General features: G+C 67.4%; 15 protein-coding genes. 5 read left to right on the top strand and 10 right to left on the bottom strand.

What is annotated here, in order from left to right; all coding sequences use genetic code 11:
- Positions 1-119: 119 nt before the first annotated feature.
- On the bottom strand, positions 120-1,313 hold the full coding sequence (locus ACWPN3_RS01960; RefSeq protein WP_247873170.1) for a nicotinate phosphoribosyltransferase: 1,194 nt from the start codon (positions 1,311-1,313) through the stop codon (positions 120-122).
- A 417-nt stretch (positions 1,314-1,730) separates the two neighbouring features.
- Between ACWPN3_RS01960 and ACWPN3_RS01955 the strand changes: the two genes are divergently transcribed.
- The 4 genes from ACWPN3_RS01955 to ACWPN3_RS01940 all read left to right on the top strand — a co-directional run bounded on the left by ACWPN3_RS01955 (position 1,731) and on the right by ACWPN3_RS01940 (position 5,597).
- Positions 1,731-2,240 carry a flagellar basal body-associated FliL family protein gene (locus tag ACWPN3_RS01955; RefSeq protein WP_492261024.1) on the top strand — a complete coding sequence of 170 codons (510 nt, stop codon included), beginning with the start codon at positions 1,731-1,733 and terminating at the stop codon, positions 2,238-2,240.
- Positions 2,241-2,372: 132 nt separating this feature from the next.
- Positions 2,373-3,740: a glutathione-disulfide reductase gene (gene gor, locus ACWPN3_RS01950; RefSeq protein ID WP_109453064.1), complete on the top strand. Its 1,368-nt coding sequence runs from the start codon at positions 2,373-2,375 to the stop codon at positions 3,738-3,740.
- Positions 3,741-3,914: 174 nt separating this feature from the next.
- Positions 3,915-4,397, top strand: a complete 483-nt coding sequence (locus tag ACWPN3_RS01945) for a hypothetical protein (RefSeq protein WP_492261023.1) — start codon at positions 3,915-3,917, stop codon at positions 4,395-4,397.
- Positions 4,398-4,700: 303 nt separating this feature from the next.
- Positions 4,701-5,597: a manganese catalase family protein gene (locus ACWPN3_RS01940; RefSeq protein WP_109449782.1), complete on the top strand. Its 897-nt coding sequence runs from the start codon at positions 4,701-4,703 to the stop codon at positions 5,595-5,597.
- A 49-nt stretch (positions 5,598-5,646) separates the two neighbouring features.
- Here the strand turns inward: ACWPN3_RS01940 and ACWPN3_RS01935 are convergent, their stop codons facing one another.
- Positions 5,647-7,011 (bottom strand): AmpG family muropeptide MFS transporter, encoded by a 1,365-nt coding sequence (locus ACWPN3_RS01935; protein ID WP_492261022.1) that lies wholly within the window; start codon positions 7,009-7,011, stop codon positions 5,647-5,649.
- 321 nt (positions 7,012-7,332) lie between these two features.
- Between ACWPN3_RS01935 and ACWPN3_RS01930 the strand changes: the two genes are divergently transcribed.
- Positions 7,333-8,724, top strand: a complete 1,392-nt coding sequence (locus ACWPN3_RS01930) for a class II 3-deoxy-7-phosphoheptulonate synthase (protein WP_109449780.1) — start codon at positions 7,333-7,335, stop codon at positions 8,722-8,724.
- Between the two features lie 57 nt (positions 8,725-8,781).
- On the opposite strand, the gene ACWPN3_RS01925 is transcribed toward ACWPN3_RS01930, so the two are convergent.
- The 8 genes from ACWPN3_RS01925 to ACWPN3_RS01890 are packed head-to-tail and all read right to left on the bottom strand — an operon-like array spanning position 8,782 to position 15,519.
- Positions 8,782-9,342 (bottom strand): extracellular solute-binding protein, encoded by a 561-nt coding sequence (locus ACWPN3_RS01925; RefSeq protein WP_492261130.1) that lies wholly within the window; start codon positions 9,340-9,342, stop codon positions 8,782-8,784.
- A gap of 19 nt (positions 9,343-9,361) precedes the next feature.
- Positions 9,362-9,844, bottom strand: a complete 483-nt coding sequence (locus ACWPN3_RS01920) for an extracellular solute-binding protein (RefSeq protein WP_492261021.1) — start codon at positions 9,842-9,844, stop codon at positions 9,362-9,364.
- Positions 9,845-9,889: 45 nt separating this feature from the next.
- Complete coding sequence (locus ACWPN3_RS01915) at positions 9,890-11,008, bottom strand: NAD(P)/FAD-dependent oxidoreductase (protein ID WP_492242154.1); 1,119 nt, start codon at positions 11,006-11,008, stop codon at positions 9,890-9,892.
- A complete protein-coding gene (locus ACWPN3_RS01910; protein ID WP_109449776.1) occupies positions 11,008-12,396 on the bottom strand; it encodes an FAD-dependent oxidoreductase in 1,389 nt (462 codons plus the stop codon). The genes ACWPN3_RS01915 and ACWPN3_RS01910 overlap by 1 nt, the downstream gene beginning before the upstream one ends.
- Positions 12,393-12,683, bottom strand: a complete 291-nt coding sequence (locus ACWPN3_RS01905; RefSeq protein WP_492242155.1) for a (2Fe-2S)-binding protein — start codon at positions 12,681-12,683, stop codon at positions 12,393-12,395. The genes ACWPN3_RS01910 and ACWPN3_RS01905 overlap by 4 nt, the downstream gene beginning before the upstream one ends.
- A gap of 40 nt (positions 12,684-12,723) precedes the next feature.
- Positions 12,724-13,518 (bottom strand): ABC transporter permease, encoded by a 795-nt coding sequence (locus ACWPN3_RS01900; RefSeq protein WP_109449772.1) that lies wholly within the window; start codon positions 13,516-13,518, stop codon positions 12,724-12,726.
- Between the two features lie 4 nt (positions 13,519-13,522).
- A complete protein-coding gene (locus tag ACWPN3_RS01895; protein ID WP_109449769.1) occupies positions 13,523-14,428 on the bottom strand; it encodes an ABC transporter permease in 906 nt (301 codons plus the stop codon).
- Entirely contained in the window at positions 14,425-15,519 is a 1,095-nt protein-coding gene (locus tag ACWPN3_RS01890) for an ABC transporter ATP-binding protein (protein WP_492242156.1), read from the bottom strand. Before ACWPN3_RS01890 ends, ACWPN3_RS01895 begins: the two co-directional genes overlap by 4 nt.
- Positions 15,520-15,624 lie beyond the last annotated feature (105 nt).

The raw sequence follows: 15,624 nt of genomic DNA, 5'->3' as shown, positions 1-15,624 counted from the left end.
CTGGAGAGAAGGTCGGGATGAGGGGGGTCGGCGTAGCCGAAGAGAGCCACGAAGCGGATCCCCCTCACCCTAACCCTCTCCCCGGGGGGGAGAGGGGATCCGGGATGTGAGACAGGACCCTACCGCCGGAACAGGAACTCGCGGCCGACCTTCACGCGGCGCTCGCCGTCATACTCGATGATGTCGGCGGTCGCGTAGGTCTCGGTCCAGCGTTCGGGCAGGTAGCTGCCAGTGCCGATGATGTCCACCGGCGCGTTGGCTTCCGCCATCAGCCGGCACTTGGCCGGGCCGAAGCCGCTGCTGGCGACGATCTTCACCGCCGGGAAGCCGGCATCGTCCAGCCGTTCGCGAACGTAATGGATCGCCGCCGCCGACACGCCGGTGCCGATCAGGTAGCGCAGCTGCGTCTCGTCGCGATAGCCGCGGATGGCGTGCGGCGCATGTCGCTCCAGCACGGCGTAGGAGCCGGGCGGGTCCAGCCCCTCGACGAAGCGGCCGCCGGGGGTGTCGAGCCGCAGCGACAGCTTGCCCTGGGCGGCCAGTTGCGGGAAGCGGCGGCAGACCTCCAGCCCGTCGGTGATCTCGCGGCCGAAATAATCGACCAGCACGGTCAGGCCCAGGTCGGGGAAGGTCTCGTGGAACATCTCCGCCGCGCGCACGGTCGATCCGGCATAGCCGATCAGGGCGTGCGGCATGGTGCCCATGCCCTTCTCCTGACCGAAATAGGGGGCGGTGGCGTCGGTGGCGTTGCCGATGAAGCCCTTGGCGCCGACCTTGCGCTTCGCCCGGTCGGATCCGACGGAAGCGGCATAGGCCATCATCTCCGCCATCTCCGTCCCGGCACAGTGACGGGCGTCCATGGCGAGGAAGGCGACCTTCGGCAGGTCGGCGCACATGGTGAAGGCATTGTAGGCGGCGACGCTGGCCGGACCCAGCTTCTGCAACAGGATCGTCTCGCAATCGACCAGATGGTAGAAGGAGCCGGTGATGTACATGATCGGCTCGCCGGCGCCGACCCATTTGCCCTCGGGGTAGTTCAGCTCGATCTGGAAGCCGGTGTTGCGTTCGCGCGCCACCGCCTCCAGCCACTCCACCGCAAGGCGCGGGGCGCAGACCACGGGACGCCGCATGAAGATGGCGTAGGTCACGGTCTTGTCGCCGAACTTGCCCACCGCTTCCTTCGTGCGGCGGAAATAGGTGTCCGTCCAGTCGGGAACCGAGGCGGAGGGCGGGAGAAGAGCCGTCGGCCCATGTCCGGCCTTCCGGCTGCCGGCCGCTTGGTTGCCAGCTGAACGGTTGTCGGTGTCGCTCATACCCGTCACCCTCGCCTTTCGCCCCTGTCTGCACATGGCTCTGCACATGGTTCCACGCATCGGTCTGCGCATGGCGTTGCAGTGCTTCGTCGTCATGGTCCGGCCCCCGGACAGGGCAGCCGGCCGGTTGTGTTGGTATCCCAGCATTATACGTCCCGGCCGGACGGGGGAAGAGGCTTCCCATCCGGCCAACCCGTGGTGGATGGCTGCGTTGCATTTTCTGCGGGAAGCAGGATTGCGGCCGTCATTGAATACATCGACTGCCGCCGAAGGCTACACCGCAAGTCCGCAGTCGAAATCCGGCCGTCCTTCGACAATCAAAGGAAAAATCCACTAAAATACCTTTATTTGACCTACCACTTCCGCGCTTTTAAGGTTTCACGCACCGGTTCGTCGGCAACATCCAGGCAGAGCGGAATGAGCAAGGCAGCAATGTCCGCGGAATTGGAATTCGCCAAATCCAACCGGAGCGGCCTGCCCTCCTTCGATGGCACCGGGAACCGGATCGTCCTGGCCTTGCTGGGTCTGATGCTCGCCTTTGCCGGCGCCGGGGTCGGCGGTGTGCTGCTGCTGCGTCCGGCCCCCGCCCAGGGCGCCCATCCTCCGGCGCGGGTCGAGCTTTCGCCAGCCGTCTATGCCGCCCTGCCCACTTTGACCATCACGCTGAACGACGGCCGCCGCCTGCAGGAATTGCGGCTGCGTGCCGTGCTGGAATTCGATCCGGCAACCCCGATGGAGGCGGTGACGCCCCACCTGCCGCGCATCGCCGATGCCATGGGCCGGCGCCTGCTGGAGGTCGATCCGGCCGAACTGCGCGGGGCCGACGGGCAGGTCTACATCAAGGACGCGCTGCGCTACGTCGCCAACAAGACCATGCGCCCACTGAAGCTTCGACAAGTCCTGATCCAGGACATGCTGCTGCGCTGAGGGCGCGCTTCCCAACACCCCGCACCTCCCCATATGCTGCCGGTCCACAGTGAACAGGCCCCCGACCGTTCGCAGGAACCGTCCGGGGGAATTGTTTGCAGGATCAGGGTCCAGTTGCGGAAGGAGACGGCCGTGGCCGAGTTCGATTTCGACCTCTTCACCATCGGGGCGGGGTCCGGCGGCGTCGCCGCCAGCCGGCGCGCTGCGTCCTATGGCGCCAAGGTGGCGATCTGCGAAGGCAGCCGCGTCGGCGGCACCTGCGTGATCCGTGGCTGCGTGCCGAAGAAGCTGCTGGTCTACGCCGCCCAGTTCCGCGACGGCTTCGAGGACTCCGCCGGCTATGGCTGGAGCGCGCCCATGCCGTCCTTCGACTGGGAAACGCTGATCGCGCGCAAGGACAGCGAGATCGACCGGTTGAACGGCATCTACATCAATATGCTGAAGAATTCCGGCGTCACCCTGTATGAGGGGTTCGGCCGGATCGTCGACCGCCATACGGTGGAGGTCGACGGCAAGCGCTACACCGCCCGCAACATCCTGATCGCCACCGGCGGCTGGCCGACGCTGCCGCAGGTGGAGGGGATGGAGCATGCCGTGACCTCCAACGAGGCGCTGCATCTGGAAACGCTTCCCCACTCCGTCCTGATCGTCGGGGGCGGCTACATCGCGGTGGAGTTCGCCAGCATCTTCCGCGGTCTGGGTGCGGAAGTGACTCTGATGATCCGCGGCGACGATCTGCTGAACGGTTTCGACGACGACATCCGCGTCGCCCTGGCGCAGGAAATGAGCAAGCGCGGCATCAACATCATCTCGCGCTGCAAGCCGGCGAAGCTGGAAAAGGGCCCCGGCGGCTATACCCTGACCGACCATATGGGCCGTGAACATTCCGCCGGTCTGGTGATGGCCGCCACCGGCCGCCGGCCGAACACGAAGAATCTGGGCCTGGAAGAGGTCGGCATCGCCCTGGACGAGGCCGGTGCGATCCCGGTCGACGAGTGGTCGCGCACCTCCGTCGACAACATCTATGCCATCGGCGACGTCACCGACCGCATGGCGCTGACCCCCATCGCCATCGCCGAGGGCCGCGCCCTGGCCGAGACGCTGTTCAACGACAACCCGATGCACATCGGTTACGACAATGTGCCGACCGGCGTGTTCTCGCTGCCGCCGCTGGGCACCGTCGGCCTGACCGAGATGCAGGCACGGGAGAAGTACGCGAAGGTCGACATCTACAAGGCCGGCTTCCGTCCGATGAAGCACACCCTGTCCGGCCGCGACGAGCGGGTGCTGATGAAGTTGGTGGTGGACGGCGAAAGCCAGCGCGTGCTGGGCTGCCACATGATGGGCATGGACGCGCCCGAGATGATGCAGGCACTGGCGATCGCGCTGAACTGCGGTGCCACCAAGCGCGATTTCGACCGCACCATCGCGCTTCATCCCTCCACCGCGGAGGAATTCGTGCTGATGCGCGAGAAGGCGGAGCCGGAAAAGAAAATCTGAGCGGACAGCCCTGCCGCAAGGCATCGGCAAACCTTCCGCAACGGGGCCATGAGTGGAGTCTTCCGCTCATGGCACCCGGTGTATGCCAATAAGGACCGGAAATCCCTGGACCTTGGCCGATTGTGGTACCTACCATGGCGGCACGAACAATTTTTCCAGGGAATGGCTCCAAACATGCGTGGAATTTTTGCAGCGGCTGCCTGCGTTGCGGCGTTCGCCTCGGTCGGTGCGGCTCAGGCCCAGACCAAGATCGGCGTGTGGGACGTCAAGATCGACAAGGACTGCGCCATCACGCAGGAGTGGAAGACGGACTCGAAGGACACCGCGACCATCGCCCTGGCCTATACCAACAAGGGCCAGGCGATGGTTCTGATCTTCGGCGATTCGGCCTGGAAGCTGAAGGAGAAGGAAAATCTCTCGATCTCCCTGTCGGTCGACAAGAAGTGGAGCGACAAGGTTCCGGGTGCCGCCATCGACAAGACGATGGCCGTCGTCGGCATCCCGGCGACCTCCAAGGCGATCGACGCCCTGATGAACGGCCGCGAGCTTTACATGGAGATCGACGGCAAGGGCGACGATTACGCCTACACCTATTACCTCGACGACACCCGCAAGGCTATTTCTGCCCTGGAAGCCTGCCGCGCCCAGGCGCAGTAAGGTCTCCGCCGACACAGGCCGGTGTCTTCAGACACCGGTCGGCAAGGACGCCCACCCGGATGTGAAATCCGGCGTGGGCGTTTTGCTTCACGATCATGGCCTATACGGGCTTCCTCTATACGGAAGGCAATCGTTCCCGCCGCCATTGTGATCCATCCGGCATAGCACTCCGAAACAGGCATTCTTCCTGGAACGCTTCTAAAAATCCTGGGTTGAGGACATGAAGCGATCCGGTCCGGACCCGGTCGCCCCGATCCGCGGCCCCTGCAAGGCGGGCCATCTGACCCAGGAGGAATTCCTCGCATGTTCATGCACAACAAAAAGCTCATGTACACGGTCCGCGTGTCCGAGCCGAATCCGGTGCTCGCCAGCCTGATGCTTGAACAGTTCGGCGGCCCGCAGGGAGAGCTGGCTGCGGCCATGCGCTATTTCACGCAGGGTCTGGCCGATGAGGATCCGGGCCGCAAGGACCTGCTGATCGACATCGCGACCGAGGAATTGAGCCACCTTGAAATCATCGGGTCCATCGTGGCGATGCTGACCAAGGGCGCCAAGGGCAAGCTGGCCGAGGGTGCGGAGGCGACCGCCGACCTGTACGCCAACATCACCCAGGGCAATGGCAGCCACACCCTGTCGCTGCTGTATGGCGGCGGTCCGGCCCTGGTGAATTCGGCCGGGCATCTGTGGACCGGCGGCTATATCGACAGCATCGGCGAACCGACGGCCGATCTGCGCTCCAACGTCGCGGCGGAAGCGCGCGCGAAGATCATCTACGAGCGCCTGATCAACGTCACCGACGATCCCGGCGTGAAGGATGCACTGGGCTTCCTGATGACCCGCGAGATCGCCCATCAGAAGAGCTTCGAAAAAGCGCTCTACGCCATCGACAACAACTTCCCGCCGGGCAAACTGCCGGGCAAACCGGAATACACCGACAAGTATTACAACACCAGCCAGGGCGAGGGCGACATGCGCGGCCCCTGGAACCAGGGCGCCCAGTGGGAGTTCGTGGACGTCAAGATGGGCGACGCCCCGGTCAACGGCGGCGACGGCAACCCGACGGTCAAGCTCGCCGCGTCGGAACTGGCGGCAGTCAATGCCGTGGCCGCCCGCACCATGTCGAAGCCGGACTCCGATCCGCTGACCGGCGCCGACCTGGGCGCCGGGCCGGGCGCCGGCAAGACCAAGAGCACCACCTGAGGCTAATGGCGGAGGCTGATAACAGGCTCCTCCGGCATCGCCGTCCCCGTCACTGTGCGGGGACGGCGGCCTCTTCCTCGCGCCTGTGCAGGCCCATCAGCCAGGTCAGCAGGCACAGGGCCGGAATGGCGCCGGCCATCGACAGCAGGAAGAAGCTGACCCAGTCCATCCGCTCCGCCAGCCAGCCCGACGAGGCGCCGAACAGGTCCCCGCCCAGCTTGTACAGGCTGGACAGCAGCGCATACTGGGTCGCCGTGTAGGCAACGTTGCACAGGCTGGACAGGTAGGCGACGAAGGCCGAGGTGGCGATGCCGCCGCAGACATTCTCCACCGCCACGGTGACCGCCAGCATCGACACGTCGTTGCCGCTCCAGGCCAGCAGGACATAGCCGAAGTTCGACACCATCTGCAGGATGCCGCCGATCATCAGGCCGCGCAGTACGCCGACCTTCCCCACCAGCAAGCCGCCCAGCAGGCCGCCGGCGATGGTCGCCCACAGGCCGAACAGCTTGCTGACGTTGGCGATTTCCACCTTGGTGAAGCCCAGGCTGATGTAGAAGGTCGAGGACATCTGGCCGGCCAGAACCTCCCCCAGCTTGTAGCTGGCGATGAAGGCCAGGATCACCACCCAGCCGCGCCGCTCCGTGAACTGGGCGAAGGGCGCCACCACCGCACCGTAAATCCAGGCGAGAAGCACGGCGTTGCGGCCCGACAGATGCGGCCGGCGGCCCAGCCATTCGGCGATCAGTTTTTCGCGGGCGTTCGGCGGCGGCTCCTTCGGTTCGCGGCACAGCAGGACGGTCGCCATACCGACCAGGACCAGCCCGGCCATCACCTCGTAGGCCGTGCGCCAGCCGTGGAATTGCGCGATGTAGAGGGCGCCCGCCCCCGCCGCCATCATGCCGAAGCGATAGCCCAGCACCAGAACCGCCGCACCGGCGGCCTGCTGGTTCTCCTCCAGCACCTCGACGCGATAGGCATCGACCACGATGTCCTGGCTGGCCGAGCAGAAGGCGACCAGCACCGCGCACATGGCGGTCCACCACGAATCCTGCCCCGGATCGGTGGTCCCAAGCCCCAGCAATGCCGCGATCAGCGCCGCCTGCGCCGTCAGCGCCCAGCCGCGACGACGCCCGAACAGCCGCGTCATCACCGGCAGGCGCAGCCGGTCGATCAGCGGCGCCCACAGGAATTTCAGCGCATAGGGCATGGTGACCAGCGCGAACAGCCCGATGTTGGTCCGGCTGACGCCCTGCTCGGTCAGCCAGACATTCAGCGTGGCGCCGGTCAGCGCCAGCGGCAGCCCTTCGGAGAAACCGAGGAACAGGATCGCCAGCACGCGCGGGTCGCGGTAGACCGCCAGGGCCTGCCCCCAGGAGGACAGGCGCGTTGTCCGCCAGGATGTCGGTTTCACCGGGAAGGCTCCTCTCGGGGGATGGTCCATTGCCCCCGATGTATAAAGGCCGCGGGCATCCGCCGCCAGCGGCCCCTGCCGATCCGGTCCCTGCCCATCGGGCAGGAGCGCAAGGGTCCGACGCGAATTTCCTTTCATCTGAAATCACCCCCGGTGGCAGGCGGCCTATGCCCGCGGCACAGCATTGCCGGCAAGGGAGCCGAAACTATGGAAAAGTTTCCTCGAGTCGCGCTATAGAGTACCTCCCACGGGTTCAGCCGCCGGTCGTTCGCCGCCCGCCCGGCCCCCGTTCCGCAATCGTCAAGGAAGAGCAGGCGCGTCATGGTCGAGCGTTGGACACCCGCCAGTTGGAGGACGAAACCGGCGAAGCAGTTGCCGACTTATCCCGACCTGTCCAAGGTCGAGGCGGTCGAACAGCGCCTGTCCTCCTATCCGCCGCTCGTCTTTGCCGGCGAGGCCCGCCGTCTGAAGGCCAAGCTGGCCGAGGCCGCCGCCGGCCAGGCCTTCCTGCTGCAGGGCGGCGATTGCGCCGAGAGCTTCGCTGAGTTCCACCCCAACAACATCCGCGACACCTTCCGCGTCCTGCTGCAGATGGCCGTGGTGCTGACCTTCGGCGCCTCGATCCCGGTCATCAAGGTGGGCCGCATGGCCGGCCAGTTCGCCAAGCCGCGCTCGGCCGACATGGAGACCATCGACGGGGTGGACCTGCCGTCCTACCGCGGCGACATCGTCAACGGCTTCGACTTCACCAGCGACGCCCGCGTTCCCGATCCGGAGCGCATGATGCAGGCCTACACCCAGGCCGCCGCGACGCTGAACCTGCTGCGCGCCTTCGCCCAGGGCGGCTATGCCGACCTGCACAAGGTCCATCAGTGGACGCTGAGCTTCGTCGAGAAGTCGCCGGCCGGCGAGCATTTCCAGGAGCTGGCCACCCGGCTCGACGAGACGCTGGCCTTCATGGCCGCGTGCGGCATCACCGCGGAGACCACCCCGCAGATCCGCGAGACCGACTTCTTCACCAGCCATGAGGCGCTGCTGCTGCCGTTCGAGCAGGCGCTGACCCGCGTCGACAGCACCACCGGCGACTGGTACGACGTGTCGGCCCACATGCTGTGGATCGGCGACCGCACCCGCCAGCCCGACGGCGCCCATGTCGAGTTCCTGCGCGGGGTGAAGAACCCCATCGGCCTGAAGTGCGGCCCGACCACCGACCCGGACGAGTTGATCCGCCTGATCGACATCCTGAACCCGACCAACGAGGCCGGGCGCCTGACGCTGATCGTGCGCATGGGCTCCGACAAGGTGGCGGAGAAGTTCCCGCCGCTGCTGCGCAAGGTCCAGCGCGAAGGCCGCACGGTGGTGTGGTCCTGCGACCCGATGCACGGCAACACGATCAAGTCGACCACCGGCTACAAGACCCGCCCCGTCGAGCGGGTTCTGGCCGAGGCGCGCGGCTTCTTCGAGGTGCATCAGGCCGAAGGCACCCATGCCGGCGGCGTGCATTTCGAGCTGACCGGCCAGGACGTGACGGAGTGCACGGGCGGCGCCCAGGCGATCACCGATCACAATCTGGCTCTGCGCTACCACACCGCCTGCGATCCGCGCCTAAACGCCAGCCAGTCGCTGGAACTGGCGTTCCTGCTGTCGGAGAAGCTGAAGGAAGGCCGCCAGTCCCGCGAGGCCCGGCGCCGCGCCGCGGTGGCGGCTGAGTAAGCATTGTTTCGGCAAAAAGAAAAGGGGGCGTTTCCGCCCCCTTTTTTCATGTCCCGATTACCGTTCGATTTCCTTGTTCCAGCGTTGGTTCCAATCCGGGCGCTTCTCGTTGATGACGTCCCAGTCCACCGTGACGGCGTTCTTCATGTAGCCCTGGAACTTGTTCATCTCGTCGGCGACGTCGGCCGGCGCGGTGACCTTGGTGTTGGACGGGATCTGCGCGCCGTACTGCAGGGCGGCGAGCTGCGCCTCCGGCCCGAGCAGGTAGGCGGCCAGCTTCTGCGCGGCCTCGTTGTCCGGGTTCTTGGCGACGACGCACTCGCCGACCATCAGGACGACCGAGCCTTCCTTGGGCTGGGCGTATTCCACCGGGATGCCCTTGGCCTTCAGGCTGCCGACGCCGGTCGGGGTCAGCGGGAAGATGGCCGCCTCGTTGGTCTGCACCATCTCGGCGATCTTGGCCGAGCTGGGGATGTATTCCAGCACGTTCGGGCCGATGGTCTTGCGCCAGGTGGTGAAGCCCGGATCGACATTGCCCTCGGTGCCGCCCTTGATGCGGTTGTACATCAGGAAGGCGTGCAGGCCGAAGGAGCTGCTGGCGGCCGACTGGACGACGATCTTGCCCTTGTACTTGGGATCAGCCAGAATCCATCCAGCTGGTCGGCGGCGCCCAGCCCTTCTCGTCGAACATCGCCTTGTTATAGGCGAGACCGGTCATGCCCATGTTGACGCCGACCGCCATGTCGCCCTTCAGGCGCGCGGACTGGTAGACGTCGTTCAGCACCGGCGAGCTGTCCATCTTCTGGCACAGGCCCATGCCGATGGCGCGGTACATCAGCCCGTCGTCCAGGAAAACGACGTGCATCTGCGGATTGTCCTTCTGGGCCTGCAGCTTGGCCAGGATGTCGGACGAGGTGCCGGGAACCACCACCACCTTGATGCCGGTCGCCTTCTCGAAGGCGGGGAAGACGTTCTCGGTGTAGGTCTTCTCCATCGTGCCGCCATTCATGCCGATGTAGACCGTCTTGGTCTGGGCGGCAGCGGGGGTGGAGAGGGCGGCGGCGGCCGTGATGGCAACCGTGGCGAGACCGGTGAGCGACAGGGAACGCAAGGTGGGCATGCACGTCCTCCAATAGGCCAAGGGGAGAAGACTGGGGATGGGATCTTAGGCGGTCGGTTTGAAGCGGTCGATGCGGAAGGGCTCCAGCGGCATCGGCGTCCCGCCGGTCGTGACCAGTTCGGCCAGCGTCTGGCCGACGCCGGGGCCGATTTGGAACCCGGCGCCGGAGAAGCCGAAGGCGTGGAACAGGCCGGGCGTGGTTCGGCTGGGGCCGACGATCGGGTTGCGGTCGGGCGTATAGCCCTCCACCCCGGTCCAGCAGCGGATGACGTGGGCGTGGCGCAGCTGCGGGAACAGCTCCGCCGCGTCGCGCATCAGGGTCAGCACGGCGTCGCGCTGCGGCCGGGCGCGGTCGGCATCCAGCGCGAAGCCGCGCCCGCCGCCGACCACCATGTTGCCGCGCGGCACCTGCCGGCCATAGACGCCGCCGCCCTCCACCCCGATGTTGACGTCGAGGAAACGGGGCAGCGGCTCTGTCACCGCCATGTTGGGATGGAGCGATTCCAGCGGCACCGGCTCGCCGAAGGCTTCCGCCACCCGCCGGGACCAGGCTCCGGCGGTGTTCAGCAGGAAGCGGGCGCGCACCTCCAGAACGTCGCCGCTGAGCAGGACGAAGCGGTCGCCGTCCTTCTCGACCCGGTCGACCGGCGTCTGTTCGCGCACCACCGCACCCAGCCTGGCAGCGGCACGGGCGAAGGCGGGGGAGACGAGGCGCGGGTTGGCGTGACCGTCCTCCGGACAGAGCGAGCCGCCGATGGCCCGGTCGCCCAGCGCCGGCCAACGGCGGCGGAACTCCTCGCCCGTGACGATCTCCAGCCCGAGACCGAAACCCTGGCTGCGCTCGCGGTAGTCGATCAGGGAGGCAAGATCGGGTTCGCTGCGCGCCAGCTTCAGATGGCCGGAGCGGATATATTCGGCGTCGGTGCCCAGCAGCTCCGGCAGGCGGCCCCAGATGGCGTGGGCGCGCTGGGACAGCGGCAGTTGCTCCAGTGGGCGGCCCTGCCGGCGCACGCCGCCGAAATTGACGCCGCTGGCCTTGGCGCCGCACCAGTCGCGTTCCAGCAGCGTCACCGACAGGCCGGCCTGCCGCAGGAACAGCGCCGCCGACCCGCCGACGATCCCACCGCCGACGATGGCGACATCGCACTCGATCCGTTCCCGCATCACGCGACCTCCCGCCGCTCGGCACCGGCGGAGACCGGCAGCGGCTTGATCGGCGGCTGCGCCCGCAGGCGCCCCACCCCATCCGGCCCGGTGCCGAGCGTGCGGGACAGCAGCTCCACCGTGGTGGCGCTGCACATGCGGCCCTGGCAGCGGCCCATGCCGGCACGGGTCAGCGCCTTGGCGCGGTTCATCTCGCGGGCCTGTCCGCTGCGGGCGACCTCGCGCACCGCACCGGCGGTAATGCCTTCGCAGCGGCAGATCATCGTGTCGTCGGCAATAGCGTCCGCCCAGTCCGCCGGGAAGGGGAAGGCGGCCGACAGGCTGCGGCGGAAGGCGGCGATGCGGGCGAGACGACCGTCCAGCTCCTTGACCCTTGCGGCTTCGACCGGCAGCCCGCGATCCTCCAGCAGGGCCAGCGCCGCGCGCTCGCCCGCCAGTTCCGCCGCGTCGGCACCGGCAATGCCGCTGCCATCGCCGGCCAGATAGACGCCAGCAACCGAGCTGCGCCCTGCCCCGTCCCGCTCCGGCAGCCAGGCCCGGTCGGCCTCGTCGAAGCGGAAGCGGCAGCCGGCGAGGTCGGCCAGCTGGGTTTCCGACCGCAGACCAAGCCCGAAGGCGACGGCGTCGCAGGAGGTGCGCCGTTCCTGCCCACGGGCATCGCGCCAGACCAGCGCATCGACCCGCTCCGCACCCTCGGCACGCACCGGACGGACGCCGTTGTGGATCGGCACGCCGTGGGCGCGCAACCAGCCGACGAACAGCAGCCCCTTCGCCAGCGTCGCCGGGTCGCGCAGCATGCCGGCGGTGGCGCGGGCCTGGGCGGCGAAGGGCGTGGTGTCGAACACCCCCGCCACCTCGACGCCTGCCTTCAGATACTGGTAAGCGACCAGATAGAGCAGCGGCCCGGTGCCGAGGAAGGCCACCCGCCGGCCGACGGCGCAGCCCTGGAACTTCAGCGCGACCTGCGACCCGCCGAGCGTGAAGACGCCGGGCAGGGTCCAGCCGGGGAAGGGCAGCACGCGGTCGGTGGCGCCCGTCGCCAGGATCAGATGGCTGAAGGGCAGAGTCTCGCTCGCCCCATCGCTCAGCAGGTCGAGCGCGCCTGCCTCGCAGTTCCACACCAGCGTGCGTGGACGGTAGTCGACCCGGTCGCGGATCGCCGCCATGGCACGGTGAACCGCGTCGGCCTTACCGGCCTCGAACCCATACAGCGCGCTTTTCGGCCGGGTGAAGCCGCCATCCGGAGGCTGGCGGTAGATCTGGCCGCCCCAGCGCGCCGCCTCGTCGACCACCACCGGGCGCAGGCCGGCGGCGACCAGCCGTTCCGCCGCGCGGATGCCGGCCGGGCCGGCGCCGACGATGACGGGAGGGAGAAGAGATTCGCTCACTGCGTCCACTCCCCGCCGCTCAACAGGCGCATGCCGTCGGCGATGAAGGTGCCGCAGGCGCGCAGCCGCTCGCCCTCCTCCGTCCGCACCCAGCAATCCTGGCAGGCGCCCATCATGCAGAAGCCGGCGCGCGGGGTGTCGGCGAATTCCGTCCGGCGCAGCCGGTCGCCGTTGGTGAGCATGGCCGTCAGGATGGTGTCGCCCTCGAGCGCCTCCACCGGACGCCCGTCGAGGGTGAAGCGGACCACGCGCCGGCCCTGTTCGGCCACACGCTGCAGCAAAGCCATGATGACTGGTCTCCGAGGAGAGGACGGCCGGAGCGGACGCTCAGTGCTGGCCGACCAAGATGCGGTCCAACCCATAGACACGGTCGAGCAGAAGCACGGCGACCGCGGTGATGCCGATGATCAGCGCCGAAACCGCCGCCATCATCGGGTCGATGGATTCGGTGGCGTACATGTACATCCGCACCGGCAGCGTCACCGTGGACGGCGAGGTGATGAAGATGGACATGGTCAGCTCGTCGAAGCTGTTGATGAAGGCGATCAGCCAGCCGCCGGTGACGCCGGGCAGGATCATCGGCAGAGTGACGCGGCGGAACACGGTGGCCTCGCTGGCGCCGAGCGAGAAGGCGGCCTGTTCCACGCTACGGTCGAAGCCGGAGATGGCGGCGATCAGCAGGCGCATCACATAGGGGGTGACGATCACCATATGCGCCGCCACCAGCCAGCCGAAGCTGCCCGCGGCGCCGACGACGGCGAACAGCCGCAGCATGGCGACGCCCAGCACCAGATGCGGGATGATCAGCGGCGACAGGAACAGCGCATTGAGGAAGCCGCGGCCAGGAAACTCCCAGCGCGTGATGGCGAGCGAGGCCGGCACCGCCAGCGCCACCGCCAGCGTCGCCGACAGCACGGCGAGCCACAGGCTGTTCCAGAAGGACTGGACGAAGTCCGGATGGTGGAACACCGCCTCGAACCAGCGCAGCGAAAAGCCCCTGGTCGGCAGCGACAGGGTGTTTTCCGGCGTGAAGGCGACGAGGCAGACGATCACCAGCGGCGCCAGCATGAAAATGACGACGAGAGTGTGAAAGAACAGGGCGGCGGGTCCGTTGCGGGTCATGGCGTCACCCCAGCCGGCGGCGGTAGTGGCCTTCCACCATGCGGTGGTAGGTCAGCATGATGATCAGGTTGGCGGCGAGCAGGATGACGGCGACCGCCGCCCCCATCGGCCAGTTGAGGTCGCTCAGATACTGGTCGTAGACCACGGTCGCGACCATCTTCAGCCGCCGCCCGCCGAGCAACCCTGGGATGGCGAAGGCGCTGGCGCTGAGGCCGAAGACGATCAGGCTTCCAGACAGGATGCCAGGCAGGACCTGCGGCGCCACCACGCGGACGATGGCCGTGGCGCGCGAGGCGCCGAAGGACAGCGCCGCCTGCTCCACCGCCGGGTCCAGTTTCTGCAAGGAGGTCCAGACCGGGATGACCATGAAGGGCAGCATGACGTGGACCAGGGCCACCACCACCGTGCCCTCGCTGTAGAGCAGCTTCATCCGGCCGATGCCGAGCGCGATCAGCGCCCCGTTGACCGGCCCCTCCGGCCCCAGCAGCATGCTCCAGCCGAAGGCGCGGACGACGACCGACACCAGCAGCGGCGCCAGGATCACCAGCAGGAAGATGGAGCGCCAGGGGTTGCTCATCCGGCTGAGGATGTAGGCTTCCGGCACGCCGATCACCACGCAGATGGCGGTCGCCAGCGCCGAGATCCGGAAGGTGCGCAGGAAGATTTCCAGGTAATACTCGTCGGTCACCACCGCCAGATAATGCTCCAGCGTAAAGCCGCCGGTGCGCCCGGTCGCATAGTCGAACTGGTTGAAGGACAGCAGCGCCGTCAGGAACAGCGGGGTCAGCACCAGTGCTGCGAACAGCAGCGCCGCCGGGCCCGACAGGAACAGCGGGGCGGTCGGGAACCGACGTTCCGGCGTCTCCTCACCCGGCGAGGCCGGGGCGGCATCGGGAAGGGTTGCGCTCATCCCGTCACCTCAAGGGCAACATCCGGCGCCTCCGCCATGGCGCCGCGATGGACGCGGACGACCGACGGCGACCAGTCCAGCCCGACCGGGGCACCCTGCTCCGCCGGGGTGGAGCCATCGTTCGGCGTCACCACCATCAGCGTGCCGAGCGGCCCGTCGATGTGATAGAGCCACTGGCTGCCCAGGAAGTAGCGGTCGGCGACGCGGCCGGTCAGCAGCCCGCCCGCCGGTGCTGCCAGATGCAGCTTTTCCGGACGGATGCACAGCGTCACCGTCTCGCCCACCGACAGGCCGGGGGTTTCCACCGGCACGGCGATGCCGGCCAGCGACACCGTGGCGCCGGCGCCGGTCGCGGTGACGACCTTGCCCGGCAGCAGGTTGGTCTTGCCGACGAAACGGGAGATGAACTCCGTCTCCGGGTGCTCGTAGATGCGGTAGGGCTGGTCGATCTGGGTGATGCGCCCGGCCTCCATCACCACGACGCGGTCGCTGATCGAGAAGGCTTCCGCCTGATCGTGGGTGACCATGACCGTGGTGGTGCCGACCTTGCGCTGAATCTCGCGCAGTTCGAATTGCATCGCCTCGCGCAGCTTGGCGTCCAGGTTCGACAGCGGCTCGTCCAGCAGCAGGACCGGCGGGCGGATGACGAGCGCGCGGGCCAGCGCCACGCGCTGCCGCTGGCCGCCCGACAGCTCGCGCGGGTAACGCTTGGCGTAGGGGGAGAGGTGGACCAGCGACAGCGCCTCTTCCACCCGCGGCTTGCGCTCGCCCTTGGGCACGCGCTGCATCTCCAGGCCGAAGCTGACATTGTCGAACACGGTCATGTGCGGGAACAGCGCGTAGCTCTGGAACACGATGCCCAGCCCGCGGCTGTTCGCCTTGGCCCGCGTGATGTCGCGCCCGTCCAGCCGGATGGTGCCGGCCGACGGTTCGACGAAACCGGCGATCATCTGAAGGGTCGTGGTCTTGCCGCAGCCCGAAGGCCCGAGCAGCGAGACGAATTCGCCCTTCTCCACCGACAGCGACACGTCGCCGACCGCGGTCAGCGGGCCGTAACGCTTGGTGATGTTTTTCAATTCGAGGAACGACACGGGGGGAATTCTCCCTCTTGCGACAATTGGCCTCGGTCTCCGGGCCTCACCTGTTGCCCGAATGGTTCCGCCGCACCCCCTGTCGCGTCAATCCGCTTTTTCCAC

It is taken from the genome of Azospirillum sp. UENF 111221, from assembly GCF_058780625.1.
This window is presented reverse-complemented; position numbering and strand designations above follow the sequence as displayed.